Raw genomic sequence first — 18,393 nt, 5'->3', positions numbered from 1 at the left:
GATTAATTCGGTTGCGTCCAGCGGCGGAAAATCAGCGAGGTGTTGACCCCGCCAAACGCGAAGTTGTTGTTCATCACGTAGTCGTGGTGCATCTGGCGGAACTCGCCACGCAGATAGTCGAGCTGGCCGCAGTGCGGATCGACTTCGTCGAGGTTGAGCGTGTGCACGTACAGGTCGCGGTTGAGCATTTCGATGCTGAACCATGACTCCAGTGCACCGCAGGCACCCAGAGTGTGGCCGAGGAAACTCTTCTGCGAGCTGATCGGCATGTGTTCGCCGAACAGGCTGCTGGTGGCCAGGGTCTCGGCGATATCGCCCTGCTCGGTGGCCGTGCCGTGACCGTTCACGTAACCGATGGCGTCAGGCGTGAGGCCAGCGTCTTCCAGTGCCAATTCCATGGCCCGGCGCATGGTGACCTGTTCCGGACGGGTGGTGTGCTGGCCGTCGGCGTTGCTGCCGAAGCCGACGATTTCGGCGTGGATGCGCGCACCGCGAGCGAGGGCGTGTTCCAGCTCTTCGAGCACCAGCATGCCGCCGCCTTCGCCGATCACCAGGCCGTCGCGGCCCTTGTCATACGGACGTGGCGAGGTTTGCGGCGCATCGTTTTTCAGGCTGGTGGCGTACAGCGCGTCGAACACCATGGCCTCGGTCGGGCACAGCTCTTCGGCGCCGCCGGCGAGCATCAGTGGCAGGCGGCCGAACTTGATCGCCTCGTAGGCGTAGCCGATGCCCTGGCTGCCACTGGTGCAGGCGCTGGAGGTCGGGATCAGGCGACCGGTGAGGCCAAAGAAGATGCTGATGTTCGCCGCCGTGGTGTGCGGCATCATCCGCACATAGGAGTTGGCGTTCAGGCCTTCGGCCACCGAATTCAGCAGCATGTTGCCGAACGCCTTGATCTCGTCGGTGCTGCCGGTGGACGAACCGCAGGCGACACCCATGCGCCCGTCCTTGATCGATTCGTCGCCCAGCAGCCCTGCATCGGCCAGCGCTTTTTCCGCCGCGCCGACGGCCAGCCGCGAGACCCGGCCCATGCTGCGCAGTTGCTTGCGGGTCCAGTGCGCCGGCACCAGAAAATCATCGATAGGCCCGGCCAGTCGGGTGTTCAGCTCGCTGAAGCGATCCCACTCGTCCATCCGGCGGATGCCGCTGCGGTTGGCCGCAAAGTTGCCGGCGATGGTGTCCCAGTCGCTGCCCAGCGAGGTGATGCCGGCCATGCCGGTGACGACAACGCGCTTCATCAGCACAAGCCTCCGTTGACCGCCAGGACCTGGCGGGTGATGTACGACGCTTCCGCCGACATCAGGAAATTCACCGCACCGGCCACCTCTTCAGGGGTGCCCATGCGCTGTGCCGGGATCATTTTCATCAGCTCTTCCAGCGGCACGTTTTCGTCGAGCATGGCCGTGTCGATCAGGCCCGGCGCGACACAGTTGACTGTAATTTTGCGCTTGGCCAGTTCGATCGCCAACGCCTTTGCGGCACCGATCACGCCGGCCTTCGAAGCGCTGTAGTTGACCTGTCCCCGGTTGCCGATCAGCCCCGAGACCGAGGTGATGCAAACAATGCGACCGGCGGCGCGACGGCGGATCATCGGCATCATCACCGGGTGCAGGACGTTGTAGAAACCGTCGAGGTTGGTGCGCAACACCACGTCCCAATCGTCATCGCTCAGCGCCGGAAACGCGCCGTCGCGGGTCAGGCCGGCGTTCAGCACCACGCCGTAGTAGGCGCCGTGGGCTTCGACGTCGGCTTCGAGGATGGCTTTGCAGGTTTCGCGGTCAGCCACGTCGAATTGCAGGATGCGTGCATTGCGCCCCAGTGCTTCGACTTCGGCTTTTACTGCTTGCGCCTCGGCCACGCCGCTGCGGCAATGCAGGACGATATCGTGGCCTGCCTTGGCCAGGCGCAGTGCGATGGCGCGGCCGATGCCACGGCTGGAGCCGGTGACCAGTACGAATTCAGTCATCGTTCGACTCCTTCAGTTGTTCAAGATATTGCGCCGCGTGCGGCGGGCGGAACACGTTCAGCCGGGCGCTGGCTTCGATGCCGGGCGCATTGATGTGGCATTCGAACACGCCCATGCCGTTGTCGTCTTCCAGCGAGCGGATGCCATGGATGGTCAGTTCGCAGCCGACCGGAAACGCCTCGACATTGCATTCGAATTTGCGGGTGCCGAGCAGAAAACCCAGCTCCACCGCATTGCCCTTCTGCCGTGCATGGCAGCCGGCGAACGCGGCAACGCTCTGCGCCATCAACTCGACGCCGACCCACGCCGGCAGACTGCCGTCGGGCAGACTGAACAGGCCGTCGGGTTTGACCGTCAGGGTGGTGTGGATCTGCTCGTCGTCGAAGCTGAGGATCCGGTCGATCAGAATCATGTCGCCAGCGTGGGGCAGCAATTCGGCGAGCGGCCAGTCATTCATGGGGCGTCTCCGATAATCAGGCTGACGTTATTGCCACCGAAGGCAAACGAGTTGCTCATCAGGTAGCGGGGTGCAATGGACGCCAGGCGCTCGCTCGCGGTCACCCACTTCAGCGCTGGCAGGCCGGGATCGGCCTGGCCGTCCCAGACATGCGGCGGCAAGGCGTGGTCGGGGTTGTCGGCACTCAGACTCAACCAGCAGAACGCGGCTTCCAGTGCGCCGGCAGCACCGAGGGTATGGCCGGTCATCGGTTTGGTCGAGGAGCACGCCACGCCTTGTGGAAACAGGGTGGAAACGGCGAGGCTTTCCATGGCGTCGTTGTGTTGGGTGGCGGTGCCGTGCAGGTTCAGGTAACTGATTTGCGCGGCTTGCAGTCGGGCGCGATCCAGCGCCTGTTGCATGGCTTGCAACGCGCCACGGCCGGATGGCTCCGGTGCGGAAATGTGGTGAGCGTCGGAACTGGCGCCAGCGCCCAGCAGGACGATGGCCGGGCCGTCGCCGCGCTGTTTGCTCATCACGAACAGCACCGCTGCCTCGCCGATGTTGATGCCGTTGCGGTTGGCCGAGAACGGATTGCAGCGCTCCCCGGAAACAGCTTCCAGCGACGAGAAGCCGTTGAGGGTCAGTTTGCACAGACTGTCGACACCGCCGCACAGCACCGCGTCGCACAGCCCCAGATCGAGCAGGCGTTTGGCGCTCATCAGGGCCCGGGCGCTGGAGGTGCACGCCGTGGAAATCACGTAGGTCGGGCCGCTCAGTTGCAGCCAGTCGGCGAGGAAGGTCGCCGGGGCGCCGAGCTCCTGTTGCCGGTAGTCGTAATCGGCCGGGAACTGCTGGTTGCGAATGTAATGCGCCAGACCCTGGCTGGCCTCGTCGATACCCGAGGTGCTGGTGCCGAGCACCACACCGATACGCTCAGGGCCGTAGGCCTGAAGGGCAGCGTCGATGTCTTCGCGAATCTGCAACGCGGCTTCCAGCAGCAACTGATTGTTGCGGCTCTTGTGCGCCGCCATCTGCGGCGGAACGGGTGCCAGATCACCGCGTACGGCGGCCACCGGCAACTCGCGTTCCGGCACCCAGCCAGCCTCGTGGCGCATGCCCGAGCAATCACCGGCGAACAGGTGGCGGGCGACTTCTTGCTTGTCACGGCCCAGGGCGCAGATTACGCCGAGGGCGTTGAGGTAGGCGGTCATGGCGTCGATTCACCTAAGGGAGACACGCGATAGTGCGGGCCTTGGGGCAGATTCAATTCGAAGCTCGACTGCTGTGAATAGTGGACGTCCCAGCGTGCCGGCAAGGAACGTTGGCCACCGTGTTGCAACGCGGTGGGGTAATTGCGCGCCAGTTCGTCGGCAGGCGTCAGGGCGAACAGCAGCGCGGCGAACAACTCCCGGGCTTCCGGATTCGGCGGCAGCAGGCCGTCGGCCTGCCAGCGTCCGTCGATCAGTTGCTGACGGGCCTGGGGAATGCCCAGCGGATCCATCATCGACCAGCGGATGCCCGGGCCCTCGCGCTGTATTACCAGCAACCAGTCTTGCTGTTGCCTGGCCAGGTGACGCTCGATATGCAGTTGCATCGGCAGCGGCAGGCTCGGGTTGCCGGCCGGCAACGGCGGCTGACTGGCGCAGGCGCCGAGCAGGCTGATGCAAGCCAGCAGAATAAGTCGTATCACCGCGGACAATGTGGGAGCGAGCCTGCTCGCGATGGCGTCGGAACATCCAGCACTGATGCAAGCTGATCCACCGCTATCGCGAGCAGGCTCGCTCCCACAAATAAAGTGCGACATCAGCAAATCCCTTCCAGCGGTTTGCGCGCCACGACGTTGACCAGGGTTTCTTCACGCTGGCCAAACGGCTTCGGCTGGCGCAGGCCAAAACGTTCAAGCAGGCCGAAATCCTTCGCCCGGCTCCACCACAGGTACGGGTAGGAAACATTCCGTTCGCTGAACTCGAATCCCTGCTGGCGGATCATCTCCAGATACTGCGCCGCACTCTTCTGCACATGCATCGGATGACGAAACAGCCAACGGATGACCCACGTATCAATGTAAGCCTCGGTGGACTCGGCGAACAGCAGATAACCGCCCGGTTTGAGTACCCGGTAGAACTCGGCCAGGGCCTTTTCCTGCTCCACGAGGTGATGGAAGGTCTGGTGACAGAACAGCAGGTCGACGCTCGCATCTGGCACATTCAGTGTCGCGCAGTCGCTGCCGATCAGCTCGACAGCGAAACCCTGGCGCGCCGCTTCAGCGGCACTCAGCTCCAGGCTGTGCGGGTCGGCATCGACGCCGATCAAACGCTGTGGGGCGAAGGTCTGGCGCAGGTGGCCGAAGGATTTGCCCTGGCCGCAGCCGGCATCCAGCAGCACCGGATTGGCCGGCAGCGCTTCGCTGAACAAGCCGCGCAAATCGTTGATCGCCACGCGCAGCACATGGTGCTGCCAGGTGTGGCTGCGCAGGAACCAGAAGCCGAAACGGGTTTCCTCGACATAGCTGTCGCTCAAGTAATTCATGTGTCGTCCTTTGCACAGAGTTCGGAAATCGTCTTCAGCCGGCGGCGTGCTTCGCTGACGAACGGGTTGCGTTCGTCCCAGGCGTAACCGGCGAGAATCGAACAGATCATGCGACGGATGTCCGGGGAGGCCGGCTCATGGAAAATCACGTCCTGGAAGGTACCGGCGTACCAGCCCTCGACGTAGGCGCGGAAGGTATCGACGCCGCGTTTCAAGGGTTCGGCGAACTCGCTTTGCCAGTCCACGGTTTCGCCCTGCAACTGCCGGTGCAATACGCCGGCGGCCATGCTCGCCGAGCGCATGGCGATGGTCACGCCGGAAGAGAACACCGGATCGAGAAACTCGGCGGCGTTGCCTAGCAGAGCAAAACCCGGACCGTGCAGGGTTTTCACGTTGGCCGCATAGCCGCCGAGGGTGCGCGCCGGGGTATCCCAAACGGCGTTGTTCAGCACTTTGGCCAGGCTTGGCGTTTCAGCAATGAAACTGCGCAGACAGGCGTCGAGATCGGCGTCGCGACCGTTGAAATGATCAGCAGCAGCGACAACGCCCACCGAGCAGCGACCATTGCTGAACGGAATCGTCCAGAACCAGATGTCGCGATGCTGCGGATGGGTGGTGACGAGGATTTTTTCGCGGTCGAAGGCCGGGTGGTCGATGTGATCTTCGACGTGGGTGAACACGGCCTGACGCACCGGGAAATTCGACGGTGCTTCCAGATCGAGCAAGCGAGACAGTACGCGGCCGTAGCCGCTGGCATCGAGGACAAAGTCGGCCTCGATACGGTACTCGCTGCCGTCTTCGCGACGCACATCGAGTTGCGGACGCCGGCAGTCGAAATCGACGCTGACGATGGCATCGCCATAACGGATTTCCACACCTTGCAGCGCGGCTTGATCGGCCAGCAGTTTGTCGAAGTCGGCACGTTGCACCTGGAAGGTGGTCGGTTTGCCGCCGGTGAACGTATCGCCGAAATCGAACGCGCTGTAGCGCTCGCCCCACGCAAATGCGGCGCCGGTCTTGCGCTGGAATCCGGCGGCGTTCACGGCGTCGAGCATGCCCGCTTCTTCGACGAAATCCAGGCAATGGCTGAGCAGGCTTTCGCCGATGGAAAACCGCGGAAAATGCTGGCGCTCGATGACCAGCACGTCGTGCCCCTTGCGCTTGAGCAACGCGGCGGCAATGGCGCCGGAGGGGCCGGCGCCGATGATCACGACCTGACGGGATTCCATTTCAACGATTGGCACGCGAGCTCCTGGGGACGGCAGTAGGGTTCAGTGACGCACGGTGCAGGCCGATGAAGGCCGGCAGCAGCGTCGCGATCAGGCCCATCAGCATCAGCGCAAAGTACAGCGCCGGGCTGATGAGTTGTTGTTGCAACAGCAGGTTGAGAAAGACGATTTCACTCAGGCCGCGAATATTCAGCAGCACGCTTTCGCGCCAGCGGCTGGCGCCTTCGAACGAGGCACCGGCCCAGCCGAGGCCGAGCCAGTTGCCCACGATTTTGCTGGCGACCGGCAACAGCAGCAGCGCTGCCCATTGCACAGCGCCGAGGCTGGCGAGGGCGCTGTGCACATCGATCTGCACGATGCCGAAGGTGAGGATCAGCGGAATCGCGATCCACGTCTGCAAACGGTTCATCCAGCGTGCCGGCAACGGCAGAACCAGCGGCACTTTCAGTGCAGCCATGCACAGCAGGTAGCCGATGCCGAAAATCAGTGCATTGAGCTTGTAGTGTTCGGCCAGCACCAGCAGCGCAAAGAAGCCGAGGCTGTAAGTTAGCGGCCGGCGGATGCCGAACACCCGCAGCAGCAACGGCACGCAGGCCAGCCCCAGCGGCAGCAACAGGCTGCTCAGGTGCAGGCTGCCCTGGGCCAGGCCGAACAGGGTCCAGCAGGTCAGGTCGATCAGGATCGCGGTCTGCACCAGACGCCGGGTGGCGGCGGGCGGATAGTCGATATGGCGCAAGTACAGATACAGCACCGGGATCGCGGTGATGGCGAACACCAGACCGATGGCCAGCGAGTTGATCCACGGTTGCGCCGGCAGCAGCCAGTACGCCGTCGCCAGCCCGCAGGCGAACGGCACGGCGAAACTCGGCACGGCGATTTTCACGCTCTGGTGATCCAGACGCAGGTCGATCACATCGCTGAGGATGTGCCCGAGCAGCAGCGCAAAGCTCAGGCTGTAGAGGTTTTTCAGCCACTCCGGCGCAATCAGATCGGCGCCACTGAGCTGCCAGCCCGGTTCGATCCAGAAATACATCAGCAGCGGCAGGATGAAGCTGGCCAGCAGCAACTGGCTGACAATCGGAATCAACCCGAAATGCCGGCCGACGCGGGTGGCCACGGCAAACAGCGCCAGGGCCATGACCCAGAAGACTGCGACCATCATGCTGCCGGCTCCGCGACTGTCGTCGCATGGGCATGACGCCCCGCCCACGGCGCCAGCATGAAGCTGAAGGCCAGCCCGAGGCTTACCGACAGACCGAAATTGCTCACCGCCGGCGTACTCGACACCGCCAGCAGACCGAACGACAGCCAGGTCGTCAGCGCCGCCAGCAAGGTGCCGAGCAGGCTCACGGCCGCGCCGCCAACCTGCTCGCGCATCAGGATTGCGTAATCGACGCTGATTGCCGTCACCAGCAGCAGGCCGAACAGGCTGAACAGGGTCAGCGGCTGACCGAGCCAGCCGAGGCTGGCCAGGCTGCACAGCGCCGCGAGCAGCGGCAGGGAAACGATGCGCAACGCGCCACCGAGGCCGAACGGCAGGATCAGCACCAGTACGATCAGCACGCAGGAGGCGAGTTTCAGCTCGGCGGCGCTGATCTGGGTTTCAGCAAACACCCGGTTCAAGTCACCAAGGCGATCCACCAGCTCCACGCCGGGCAGGTCCAGTGCCTGCACCCGCAGCAGTGACGGATTGTTCAGGCCTTGCAGGCTGACCATCGCCGCCACACCGCCCTCGACCGGGCCGAGCCACAAGGTGCGGTAGGGCTCACCGAGCGGGCCGCTGAGCGCGGTGTCGATGTCTTCGGCGGGCAGGGCTTGCAGTTGCGCGAGTTCGGTTTGCAGCGCTGTCAGGGGTACGCCGACTTCAAGCAGTGGCTGCCAGAACTGCGGCAATTTGTTCAGCGCTTCGCGCACCTGTTGCTGCTGGTTGGGCGGGCTGACCAATTGGTTGAGCGCCAGAAAACCCTGCAACTTGTCGAGGTTGACCAGTTGCTCCAGGCGTTCACTCAACGCGGCCTGACGTTCCAGCAGTTGCTCCTGGTTTTCCGCGCGCACCAGGAAGAACTGGCTGGTCGGCTGATAACCGGTGATGCGGGCGATGGCCTGCGCCTCATCGGTCAGATGCTGCGGTGCGCCGACCCACTGGCGGATGTCGTTCTTGCTTTGCAGTTGCACCAGACCGCCGGCGCAGAAGGCAATCAGCAGGGCAAACAGAATCGGCGTGCGCACGTGTTCCAGCAGGGTTTTCCGAAGGCTGACCATGCGTTCGGCCAGACGCAGCGGCCACTGCGCCGGGCGCAATTCGACGCTGCTCAACAGCGCTGGCAGCAGGCACACCGCCGACAGGTAAGCGCCGAGCAACCCGGCGGCGGAGAACACGGCGATCTGGGTCAAGGCCGGGAACGGCGTCCAGGCCAGCGCCAGATAGCCGATGGCGCTGGTGATCAGGCTCAGGGTCAGGCCCGAGACGGTCAGGCGCAGCGCCGGCCAACTGCGCCACGGCTTGAGGCTCCAGCTCTTGGAGAGATAGTGCAGCGGGTAGTCCACCGCGACACCGATCAGGCTCGAACCGAGCACCAGCGTCATCACATGCAGGTGCCCGAACAGTGCCACGCAGGCCACCGCGCCGAACAGCATGCCCACCAGCACCGGAATGAACGCCAGCAACACCCGCCAGCGGCGGAAGGCGAGCAACAGCAGCAACAGAATACCGAGGGTCGCGCCGCCGCCGACCCAGGAAATTTCCCGGGTCGCTTGCTGTTGGCCGTTGGCTGCGTAGAGCAAACCGCTGGCGGCCAGCAGTTGCACATCGGATTTCGCCGCTTGCTCGCGGCTGTGTTGCAGCAGCGCGGCGACCTGCAGCGGCAGGTTCATGTCGAAGGCATTGCCAGTGGTGCGCGCGCGCAACAGCACCCAGCTCTTGCCGTCGGCATCGGCGATCAATGCGCCACTGCCGATATCCAGTTGCACGGCGCCGTGTTGCGGCTGGCTGTTCTGGATGCGTCCGGTCAGGCCCAGCCAGTCGTCCTGGCTCGGCACCAGACTGAAACCGGTGAACGGATCGAACAGCGTCTGCACCCGCTGCTGGATAAAGGCATCCGGGTGTTCGATCAGCAGTTGCCGATCATCCGCCGAGAGCATCGCCAGTCGCCCTTGCAGCAATTGCGTGCGCAGGGCGGGCAGGTCGGCTTGCAGGTTCCACTGCACTTTTTCGAACAGCCCGCTGGCCTGCCATTGCTCGCCCAGAGCCTGGGCCATGGCGACGGCTTGCTGGCGATCGGTGTGGCCGACCAATACCAGCATTTCCCGGTTGAGCGGTTCCTGCATGCGTTGTTCGGCACGCTGCTCGACGGCGTCCGGATGGGTACCGGGCACCAGTTCCATCAAGTTCGCTGACAGCGGTGCGCCGTCGCGCCACTGCCAGGCGCCCAGTGCGACGACGACCAGCAGCAGGATCAGGAACAGCCAGGGCAGCCTGCGCTCACTCGGCAAAGTCATGTTGCTCCGCGTCGCTCAACGGTTGGCCGGCGGTGCTGTCCTGCATGCGCAGCACAGTGCTGTCGCCCTGGGTTTCCAGCAGTTCGATGGTGCTCACCAGCGTGCCGCCGGTGATGTTGATCTGGTTGAAAACCTGCTTGAGCAGTACCGAGCGCGGGGTCAGTGTCAGATGCCATTGCTGCGCATCGCCGCTCAGGGCCAGTTCGAAATCCCGTTGCAGGCCACTGCTGTCACCTTGCAGCACGGCGAGGAACAAACGGTTCTGTTCGGCGCCGGCGCTCTTGCCGGGCAACAGTTGCCAACCGCTGACGTCACGACGGGCGATGCCTTTGGCATTGATGCGGTAGTCCTGCTGCAGCGGGGTTTTCAGCAGCCAGAGCAGACCGTAATGCTTGGCAAGGACAAAGTTGCCCTTGCTGATCAGCGGCTGGGGCAGGGCACGCAGGTGCTTTTCCTGGATGAACTGGCCGTGGATCACGTCCGGTTTCGCCAGTTGATCGCTCAGCTGTTGCAGGTCGAAGGCGTTGGCCAGCGATGACAGCGTCAACAGCGCCAGGGCCCCAAGGGATTTCACAAACACATTCATCGCAGCATCCTTTCCACGGCATCGGTGAAGACTTTCGGCGACGCCAGTTGCATCTCGCGGCTGCTCACCTCGACAGCGACCTGAACCGAGCTGGCTCGGGTCAGGCGCTCGCCGGTCTCGGCGTCGGTGATCAGGTAGTGAATCTTCAGGCGGTTTTCCCACTCCACCAGACTGGCGCGCACGTTCAACCGCTGACCGAACACCGCGCCGCGCACATAACGCAATTGCAGGTCGATCACCGGCCAGGCATAGCCCGAGTCGACCATCTGGTTGTAGTTGTGGCCGATCTTGTCGAGCAACGCGCAGCGCGCCACTTCCAGGTATTTCACGTAATGGCCGTGCCAGACGACGTGCATGGTGTCGACGTCAAAGAACGGCACGAGGATTTCCGTATCGACGTGAAGCACTCCGGCGCTACGCATGCAGCCTCCAGTGTTGCTCGGCGATGCGTTTCAGGCACAGGCGCAGTTCGCCTTCCAGGGCGCGGTCTTCGATCACCGGCGGGAAGTCTTTGGCCAGCGCTTCGTGCATCGCGGCCAGGGATGGGGGCAGTGGTCGTGCGTCTTCATCACGGCCACGCAGCCACACACCCTGATTGGCCGCGAGCAGCGTGGCGGCGGCCACCTGTTCGGTCAGCTCCAGCACGCGAATGGCGTCGCGGGCGGCGATAGTGCCCATGCTCACCTTGTCCTGGTTGTGGCATTCGGTGGAGCGCGAGAACACGCTGGCCGGCATGGTGTTTTTCAACGCTTCTGCAGTCCAGGCGCTGGCGCCGATCTGCACTGCCTTGAAACCGTGGTTGAGCATCGCGCGGTCAGCGCTGGCACCGGACAGGTTGCTCGGCAAACCGTGGTTGTAACGCTCGTCCACCAGCAGCGCGAGTTGCCGGTCAAGCAGGTCGGCGACGTTGGCCACGAGGTTTTTCAGGCTGTCCATGGCGAACGCGATATGCCCGCCGTAGAAGTGCCCGCCGTGCAGCACGCGCTCGGCTTCGGCGTCGATGATCGGGTTGTCGTTGGCGCTGTTGAGTTCGGTCTCGATGAACGAACGCAGCCAGTTCAGGCTGTCGGCCAATACGCCGAGCACGTGCGGTGCGCAACGCAGCGAGTAGCGATCCTGCAGGCGATGCAGCGGCGCGGTCGGCGCGTCGATCGCCAGATCCTTGCGCAGCCACGCCGCGACCTGCATCTGCCCCGGGTGCGGCTTGGCGGCGAACAGGCGCTCGTCGAAGTGCTCCGGATTGCCTTGCAGCGCCACCACGTTCAACGCGGTGATGCGCGTGGCCAGTTGCAGCAGGTAATCGGCGCGGGCGTAGGCCAGGCAGGCGAGGCCGGTCATCACGGCGGTGCCGTTCATCAGTGCCAGCGCTTCTTTCGGGCGCAGCACCAACGGGGTCCAGCCCAGTTCACGGTGTACGTCGGCGGACTGGCGGCGCTCGCCACGGAACATCACTTCACGCTCGCCGGACAGGGTCGCGGCGACGTAGGACAGCGGCGTCAGATCGCCGCTGGCGCCCACCGAACCCTCTTCGGGGATCAGCGGCAGGATGTCGTGTTCGAGGAAGGCATGCAGGCGTTCCAGCAGCTCGATGCGCACCCCGGACACGCCGTGGCACAGCGACTGCAGACGCGCCGCCAGCACCGCACGGGTGGCCTGGGCGTCAAGCAGTTTGCCCAGCCCGCAACCGTGGAAGGTGTAGAGATGCTGCGGCAGTGCCTCGACGTGATGCAGCGGCACCGCGACCACGCAGGAGTCGCCGTAACCGGTGGTCACGCCGTAGATCACGCCTTCCTTGTCCAGCAGCGAATCGAGGAACCGCGCGCCTTTGGCGATGCGTTCGCGGTAGTCGGCGTCGCTCTGCAACTGCACGGGCGCCTGACGGTTGGCCAGGGCCAGCACGTCTTCGATGCGCAAAGGGCGTTCGCCGAAGGTTACCGGCTCATGGGTTGGCGTCGTCATCGGTCTTCCAGAAAGGGTAAAAGTTGAACCATTGCTTGGGGGCTTCGAGGCAATAGTGACTCAGGCGTTCGGCGTAGCGGGTCGCCCACTGATGAATGACCTGTTCGCGGTCGCGGCGGGTCCAGGTCACGGCCTCGGTGAACGGCTCCAGGGTCAGGCGATAGTGGCCGTCAGGTTGCTTGAGGCACATCAGCAGATTGACCGGGCATTTCAGCAGGCCGGCCAGCAGCCACGGGCCTTGCGGGAACCGCGCCGGGTGACCGAGGAAGTCCACGGTCACGCTGCGGCCGCCATGCAGCGGTACGCGGTCGCCGGCAATCGCCAGCCATTCGCCGCGCTCCAGGCGTTCGTTCAGCTGCAGCATGACCCCTGGGTCCAGCTCGCTGACCTGGATCAGCCGCAGATTGGTCGCCCCGGCTTCGCCCAGCAGGCGGTTGAATTGTTCGGCGTGCTTGGTGTGCACCAGCACGTTCATGGTGACCTTTTCGCCGATCTCCGCCAGTGCCCGGCACACTTCGAGGTTGCCCAGATGCGCGCCCACCAGCATTTGCCCGCGACTGCCGCGCAACTGATTTCGCAGCAGCGCCGGGTCGATGATTTCGATCTGCTCGATGCTCAACTTGCGGTTCCACACGTCGAGCTTGTCCAGCAGCGAATCGGCGAACGCCATGAACTGCCCGAACACGCGCCACAGGCTCGGGCGCAATTCGTGGCGACCGCTCCAGTCGGCGAGGCGCTGCTGATACTGCCAGGCGCTGCGCCGGGCCGTGCGGCCGAACAGGAAGAAGTACAGGACGATGCCGTACAGCAACGGGCTCAGCAGGCGCCGGCCAAGGACCTTGGCGGCGAACGCGGTGAATTTCATCAGCAGGAAACTGCCGCGCTCTTCGCGGTCGGCCCAGTGCTTCTTGTCGGTTTCGACGGTCATGCGCGCCACCGTCGCCAGAGGATCGCGGGCGAGCGCAGCAACATGCCGAAGAACAGGCGCGTGTGCATGCTCGAAATCAGCACGTTGTCGTGGAGCATCCGAAAATGCGACACACCGTCCAGCGGGTAGTGCACGCTGGTTTGCAGCCAGCGCATCGGCTGGTTGCGCCAGGACAGGCGCACGAGGATGTCCGAGTCGAAATCCATGCGTTTGCCGATCCGCGCCGAGTCGATCACCGCCAGTGTCGGCTCCAGCGGATAGACGCGGAAACCGCACATCGAATCGCGGATCTGCAGCGACAGGGTGTTGATCCACACCATCACGTGAGTCAGGTAACGGGCGTACAGGCGACCTTTGGGCACGCTGGCGTCGTACAGCGGATAACCGCAGATCAGCGCACGCGGATGGGCGCGGGATTCTTCGACAAAGCGGCTGACGTCCTGCAAGTCGTGCTGACCGTCGGCGTCGACCTGCAAGGCATGGCTGAAACCCAGTCGCGCCGCTTCACGCAGGCCGGTCATCACTGCGCCGCCCTTACCCTGATTGGTGGTGAGGCGCACCAGGTACACCCGCTCGCGTTCGGCCAGCACATCCAGCACGGCTGCACAGGATTTGCTGCTGGCGTCGTCCACCAGAATGCACGGCAAGCCTTGGGCGAGCAGGGCATCGACCACCGTGGCGATCGCGGTTTCGTGGTTGTAGACCGGGATGACCGCGCAAGGATTATGCATTGCCAGTCCCCAGCAGAATCCGCCCGCTGGAGCAGGTCGCGGTGTCGTTGCGGTAGGCGAAATACAGCTTGCCGCGTTCAGGGTCGAAGCGCAGATGCAGCTGGATTTCATCGCCGGGGCGCACCAGTTGCTGGAACTTCAGTACTTCCATGCCGGCGAACGCGCCGGACAGGTTCAACAGTTGCCGACCAAGGTTCAGCGCCCACTCGACCTGCACCACGCCGGGCAACACCGGGGCCTTGGGGAAGTGACCGCTGAAGTAAGCGAGGTCTGGCGGCACGCTCAGTTGCAGGCTCCACTCGCCATCGGTTTCGGTCTGTTCCAGAACCTCCGGTGCCTTCGGACGCGGCGCCAGCAGCAAGGCTTCGACATCTGTCTGGGGCAGCTTGCCCTGAGGGTTCAGCGGCAGTTGTCGCAGCAAGCGCCAGCGCCGGGGCAGGGCGAGGGCTTCGCAATGCTCGCCGAGGTGACGGCGCAGGGTTTCGGTGAGGCTGCGGCGGCCGTGCTCACGCAGGGCAAACAGGCCGGATTCGCTGAGCACCAGCAGGGCGCCGAGGGACGCGCGGTTTTCCTGCACCACACCGAGCCGCGCTTCGGCGACCCAATCGTGGGCGACCAGAGCTTGTTCCAGCATCGGCAGGGAAATGCGTTTTTCTTCCAGCTTGACGATCCGGTCCAGCCGCCCGAGCAGTTCGAAGCGACCATCGGCTTCGATGCGTGCGGCATCGGCGGTGTGTTCGACATGCCCGGCGGGAAGGTACGGCGAGGCGATCAACAGGGCGCCGTCGCCGTCCTGGCTCAGCTCGACACCAGCGAATGGCTGCCACAGCTGTTGGCCCTGACGCCAGGCGATACCGCCGGTCTCCGAGCTGCCGAGGATTTCCGTTGGCCACTGCTGCAAGCGCTGGTGCAGGCTTTTTGCAGCATCTGCCGGCAACGCGCCGCCGGAGGAAAACACCCGGCGCACGGCGCTCAGGGCCGGCCAGTCGAGGTTGTCGCCCATGCGTTTGAGCAGCGCCGGGCTGGCCACCCAGGCGAAGGCCGGGTGTTCGCGGCTGGCGCGTTGCATGTCTTCAGGAAAGGCCAGTTGTTTGCGCAGAAATACGCGCCCGGCACACAGCGGCCACAACACACGGAACAACAGACCGTAAATGTGTTGGGTGGCAACGCTGCCGATAATGCAGGCCTCGCCAAGATCCGCGCCCCACAGTTGCTCGAGGGCTTCGACTTCGTTGGCCAGTTGCCGCAGGGATTTGTCGATGCGCTTGGGCTCGCCGCTGGAGCCGGAGGTGCACAGGCTCAGGCGGCACCGGTCGAGATCCAGTTCGGCACCCGTCAGTGCGGTGCCCTGCAAATCCCTCAGGTGCGCGTCGTCCGCGTGATCGGTCAGCCACAGGTCGACTTCTTGCGACCAGCGCTGGCGGGTCTGCGCTTGCAGATCCGAAGGCAGCAAGACGCTGACGCCGGCACGCCAGGCACCGAGCAGGGCGATCGCCAGTTCCGCGGCATCTTCCAGGTGCACGGCCAGACGTCGCACGCCCCTGGCTTGCAGGCCGGCGGCCAGGCTCAGGGCTTGCTCGCGCAAGTGTGCGTGATCGAGTGCCGGCGCGACGGTGACGGCGCGCTGCGGCAGATCCTTGAGCAACAGCTGCTCAAGTTTTATCCAGTTCATGGGCGACCTCTTACCCGTTGTCGTATCAGCCATTCAATGGCAAACATCAGGCCGATCAATCCGTAGGAGATCAGGCCGGTGTACAACATCCACCAGTGCAGCGGCGCCCAAAGGGTCAGCAGGGCCGCGCACAAGCCGTTACAGAAAAAAAACACGCTCCAGGCCACGGTGACCTGGCGGGTGTAGCGGATCGCCTCGGGCGGCAATTGCGGCTCGCGAATTCGCGCCAGACGCTCGACCATCGGCGGGCCGTATTTCAGGCTCAGGCTGAACAGCACCAGCATGAAGCCGCTGATCAGCACCGGATACCAGCGCAGCAACAGCGGGCTGTCGAACAGCGCCAGCAGCAGGCAGAACACGATGGCCACGCAGGCCATCCACAGACTGCCGGGCTTGCGCTCGCCGGTCAGGGCGCGGGCCAGCCACAGGCTGCCCAGCAGCAGGCCGAACTGCCACGGCGCAAAGTGCTCCATGCCGAAATACACCGCAAAGGGATACAACAGGCCCGCCAGCAGCAGGCCGAGGCCGATCAATCGGCTCATGCGGCCGGTTGAACCAGACGGTAGACCGCCTCGACCACGTCGCCGACGGTACGCACCGACTTGAATTCCTCGGCGGCGATTTTCTTGCCGGTCTGGCGTTTGATGTGGTCGATCAGGTCGACCGCGTCGATGCTGTCGATTTCCAGGTCTTGATACAGGTTCGATTCCAGGCTCACACGGGCCGGGTCCAGTTCGAACAGCTCGACCAGGGCATCGCGCAGGGTGTTGAAAATGTCGTCACGAGTTTGCATGGTCCGGTCTCAAGCTGCCTGTTTTGCCGTGACGAACGCCGCGAGGCTCGCCACGTTGGTGAAATGGTTGCGGGTGTCCTTGGCGTCGGCGTCGATCTTGATGCCGTACTTTTTCTGGATCGCCAGGCCGAGTTCCAGAGCGTCGACGGAATCCAGGCCCAGGCCCTCGCCGAACAGTGTCTGGTCGTCGCCGATGTCGTCGACGCTGATGTCTTCGAGGCCCAGGGCATCGATGATCAGCAGTTTTATCTCACGGTGCAGATCGCTCATCTTCGGCGAGCTCCTTGATAAAAAAATGGTGCAGAAAGTCGTTGAGCTTGCGCGAGGCCTGCGGTGCAGGGCCTTGTGCGGCAAAGGTCTGTGGGTCTATATCGGCCCCGACGCGAAAACTGAAGTGAACACGGCGGCTCGGGATGCGATACCACGGCTCGGCCTTGGTCAAAGTGGTCGGGCTGACCTTGATGATGACCGGCGTCAGGATTTTCGCACCGCGCAGCGCGATGGCCGCAGCCCCCCGATGAAAGGCCGGGGCCTGACCGGGTTGGGTGCGCGTGCCTTCGGGGAAAATGATCAGGGTCTGGCCATCCTGCAATGCGCCGGCGGCGGCATCGAGCATGTCCATGCTGCCGTCGTTGCTGATGTACTCGGTGCTGCGCAGCGGGCCACGGGTGAAAGGGTTTTCCCACAGCGTTTTCTTCACCACGCAATTGGCGTGGCGCACCAGACCGATCAGGAACACCACATCGATCAGCGACGGGTGGTTGGCGATGATCATCTGCCCCGGCCGACCGAGGCGTTCGGCACCCTGGATGTCGTAGGTCAACACGCCGGTACGGGCCATGAACCGGACGAAAAACCAGAACAGCCGACTGACGGTCTGCCGCGCCCGCTCGCGATGGGTTTTCGCGTCGCCCGGCAGGCAGCCCAGCAGCGGAAACACCAGCAAACGCAGGCACAGCCCGCCCAGCCCGAACAGGGCGAAGCTGATGGCAGTGGCCAGCAGACGCCAGTAGTAGGCGTCGCGGTGCTTTTCGGTCACGGGCTGCGTTGCCAGGTCCATACACGATTTTTCCAGGCATGTTGGCAAAGGGTTTGCTGGCCGAGCAGGGTTTGCAGCAGATTCAGTGCATGGGGCCATTGCGCTTTGGACAGTGCTTCTGGGGCGCTGTTCAGGGTCAGCCGCCAGTCGGTACCGGGGGTCAACAACAAGCCCACCGCGTACGGAAACGGCACGTCATCGATCCATGCCGAATAGGCATCGGGCGGCTGTTCTTCGGTGATCACCAACAGTACGGCGGGCGCGCCTTCGTCCAGCAGGGCGGCGGCTTCCAGCACACCGTGTTCGAGCCCGTCGCCAGCGGCGGCGAGGGCCGTCATCTCGCTGGTTTCGCCGCGCATGATCGACCACAGGCCGATGATCGCGTTGTGCACGGAGAGGCTGAACTGGGTCGGTGACAACGGCTGCTCATTGGCCAGGTCACTGAGGATGTCGAAGGTGCGCGGCGTTTCGCCGTGACGCGAGACGAAGACCAGCGGCAGGTTTTCGCGCCCGTCGGCCAGTGGCCAGCCAACACTGAAGGCCATCCGCGCCAGGCGGCTGAGACGGCGGCGCTGCATGGCGGGAAGGAACGACACATCGGGCGCGGCATCGCTGCTCGGGAGCACGACCGGCTGTCGGCTCCAGGCTTGCCAGGCGTCCACGCTGTCGAGCCCGGGAGCCCAGGCGCGCCATTGGGCGATGTTGAAGTTGATCACGGACATTCATCCCGCCCCTGCGGGCTGTTTTTGACGCGGTTCTGCCAAAGCCACAGAGGAGCTGACCTTGCCGAAAGTGGCGTGGCGCTTGGCGCCGGGTGGCGCGCATTATCCCGGTGCGACGAGTGTGTAGCAAATGCTGGTTACATTTTGCGCTCTGAAATGGACCGAAGGGTACATGGCAAAAAATATCACTTGGCCATTATCCGGATTGTGAAGGGATTGTCTGTCGGGCATATCGGCGGTCGAAGGCAGCATTTGCGCCGTGACTATTGAGATATTTGCGCCTGACCCTGTAGTCCGTGTCC

At 63.9% G+C, this 18,393-nt stretch carries 20 protein-coding genes; all 20 read right to left on the bottom strand.

The window, feature by feature from the left end:
* Positions 1-2: 2 nt before the first annotated feature.
* Entirely contained in the window at positions 3-1,238 is a 1,236-nt protein-coding gene (locus tag OQ248_RS08370) for a beta-ketoacyl-ACP synthase (RefSeq protein ID WP_248743149.1), read from the bottom strand.
* Positions 1,238-1,966 carry a 3-ketoacyl-ACP reductase FabG2 gene (locus tag OQ248_RS08365; RefSeq protein WP_265812568.1) on the bottom strand — a complete coding sequence of 243 codons (729 nt, stop codon included), beginning with the start codon at positions 1,964-1,966 and terminating at the stop codon, positions 1,238-1,240. The genes OQ248_RS08370 and OQ248_RS08365 overlap by 1 nt, the downstream gene beginning before the upstream one ends.
* A complete protein-coding gene (locus tag OQ248_RS08360; protein WP_265812567.1) occupies positions 1,959-2,423 on the bottom strand; it encodes a hotdog family protein in 465 nt (154 codons plus the stop codon). Before OQ248_RS08360 ends, OQ248_RS08365 begins: the two co-directional genes overlap by 8 nt.
* Complete coding sequence (locus tag OQ248_RS08355) at positions 2,420-3,616, bottom strand: beta-ketoacyl-[acyl-carrier-protein] synthase family protein (RefSeq protein WP_265812566.1); 1,197 nt, start codon at positions 3,614-3,616, stop codon at positions 2,420-2,422. Before OQ248_RS08355 ends, OQ248_RS08360 begins: the two co-directional genes overlap by 4 nt.
* Positions 3,613-4,095 (bottom strand): hypothetical protein, encoded by a 483-nt coding sequence (locus OQ248_RS08350; protein ID WP_347710545.1) that lies wholly within the window; start codon positions 4,093-4,095, stop codon positions 3,613-3,615. Before OQ248_RS08350 ends, OQ248_RS08355 begins: the two co-directional genes overlap by 4 nt.
* A 113-nt stretch (positions 4,096-4,208) precedes the next feature.
* On the bottom strand, positions 4,209-4,934 hold the full coding sequence (locus OQ248_RS08345) for a class I SAM-dependent methyltransferase (protein ID WP_265812564.1): 726 nt from the start codon (positions 4,932-4,934) through the stop codon (positions 4,209-4,211).
* Positions 4,931-6,178 (bottom strand): NAD(P)/FAD-dependent oxidoreductase, encoded by a 1,248-nt coding sequence (locus OQ248_RS08340; RefSeq protein ID WP_265812563.1) that lies wholly within the window; start codon positions 6,176-6,178, stop codon positions 4,931-4,933. The genes OQ248_RS08345 and OQ248_RS08340 overlap by 4 nt, the downstream gene beginning before the upstream one ends.
* Positions 6,165-7,325, bottom strand: a complete 1,161-nt coding sequence (locus OQ248_RS08335) for a sodium:proton antiporter (protein ID WP_265812562.1) — start codon at positions 7,323-7,325, stop codon at positions 6,165-6,167. The genes OQ248_RS08340 and OQ248_RS08335 overlap by 14 nt, the downstream gene beginning before the upstream one ends.
* Positions 7,322-9,661: an MMPL family transporter gene (locus tag OQ248_RS08330; protein ID WP_265812561.1), complete on the bottom strand. Its 2,340-nt coding sequence runs from the start codon at positions 9,659-9,661 to the stop codon at positions 7,322-7,324. Before OQ248_RS08330 ends, OQ248_RS08335 begins: the two co-directional genes overlap by 4 nt.
* Positions 9,645-10,247 carry an outer membrane lipoprotein carrier protein LolA gene (locus OQ248_RS08325; RefSeq protein WP_265812560.1) on the bottom strand — a complete coding sequence of 201 codons (603 nt, stop codon included), beginning with the start codon at positions 10,245-10,247 and terminating at the stop codon, positions 9,645-9,647. The genes OQ248_RS08330 and OQ248_RS08325 overlap by 17 nt, the downstream gene beginning before the upstream one ends.
* The gene (locus tag OQ248_RS08320) at positions 10,244-10,669 is read right to left on the bottom strand and encodes an acyl-CoA thioesterase (RefSeq protein ID WP_265812559.1); all 426 of its coding nucleotides are present in this window, start codon (positions 10,667-10,669) and stop codon (positions 10,244-10,246) included. Before OQ248_RS08320 ends, OQ248_RS08325 begins: the two co-directional genes overlap by 4 nt.
* Positions 10,662-12,206 (bottom strand): aromatic amino acid ammonia-lyase, encoded by a 1,545-nt coding sequence (locus tag OQ248_RS08315; protein ID WP_119429512.1) that lies wholly within the window; start codon positions 12,204-12,206, stop codon positions 10,662-10,664. Before OQ248_RS08315 ends, OQ248_RS08320 begins: the two co-directional genes overlap by 8 nt.
* Entirely contained in the window at positions 12,187-13,134 is a 948-nt protein-coding gene (locus tag OQ248_RS08310; RefSeq protein ID WP_085711078.1) for a glycosyl transferase, read from the bottom strand. The genes OQ248_RS08315 and OQ248_RS08310 overlap by 20 nt, the downstream gene beginning before the upstream one ends.
* Positions 13,131-13,865 carry a glycosyltransferase family 2 protein gene (locus OQ248_RS08305; RefSeq protein ID WP_265812558.1) on the bottom strand — a complete coding sequence of 245 codons (735 nt, stop codon included), beginning with the start codon at positions 13,863-13,865 and terminating at the stop codon, positions 13,131-13,133. The genes OQ248_RS08310 and OQ248_RS08305 overlap by 4 nt, the downstream gene beginning before the upstream one ends.
* Positions 13,858-15,537 carry an acyl-CoA synthetase family protein gene (locus OQ248_RS08300; RefSeq protein ID WP_265812557.1) on the bottom strand — a complete coding sequence of 560 codons (1,680 nt, stop codon included), beginning with the start codon at positions 15,535-15,537 and terminating at the stop codon, positions 13,858-13,860. The genes OQ248_RS08305 and OQ248_RS08300 overlap by 8 nt, the downstream gene beginning before the upstream one ends.
* Positions 15,534-16,079 (bottom strand): hypothetical protein, encoded by a 546-nt coding sequence (locus tag OQ248_RS08295; protein ID WP_085711081.1) that lies wholly within the window; start codon positions 16,077-16,079, stop codon positions 15,534-15,536. The genes OQ248_RS08300 and OQ248_RS08295 overlap by 4 nt, the downstream gene beginning before the upstream one ends.
* Positions 16,076-16,330 carry an acyl carrier protein gene (locus tag OQ248_RS08290; protein WP_007909503.1) on the bottom strand — a complete coding sequence of 85 codons (255 nt, stop codon included), beginning with the start codon at positions 16,328-16,330 and terminating at the stop codon, positions 16,076-16,078. Before OQ248_RS08290 ends, OQ248_RS08295 begins: the two co-directional genes overlap by 4 nt.
* A gap of 9 nt (positions 16,331-16,339) precedes the next feature.
* Positions 16,340-16,600, bottom strand: coding sequence for a phosphopantetheine-binding protein (locus OQ248_RS08285; protein WP_085711082.1), 261 nt, complete (start codon positions 16,598-16,600; stop codon positions 16,340-16,342).
* A complete protein-coding gene (locus tag OQ248_RS08280; protein WP_085711083.1) occupies positions 16,581-17,390 on the bottom strand; it encodes a lysophospholipid acyltransferase family protein in 810 nt (269 codons plus the stop codon). The genes OQ248_RS08285 and OQ248_RS08280 overlap by 20 nt, the downstream gene beginning before the upstream one ends.
* Entirely contained in the window at positions 17,366-18,091 is a 726-nt protein-coding gene (locus OQ248_RS08275) for a beta-ketoacyl synthase chain length factor (protein WP_265812556.1), read from the bottom strand. The genes OQ248_RS08280 and OQ248_RS08275 overlap by 25 nt, the downstream gene beginning before the upstream one ends.
* Between the last annotated feature and the right edge of the window lie 302 nt (positions 18,092-18,393).

It is taken from the genome of Pseudomonas sp. COW5, from assembly GCF_026240005.1.
Taxonomy (GTDB): Bacteria; Pseudomonadota; Gammaproteobacteria; order Pseudomonadales; family Pseudomonadaceae; genus Aquipseudomonas; species Aquipseudomonas kribbensis.
The sequence above is the reverse complement of the archived record's forward strand: the minus strand, read 5'-3'. Positions and strand labels throughout refer to the sequence as shown.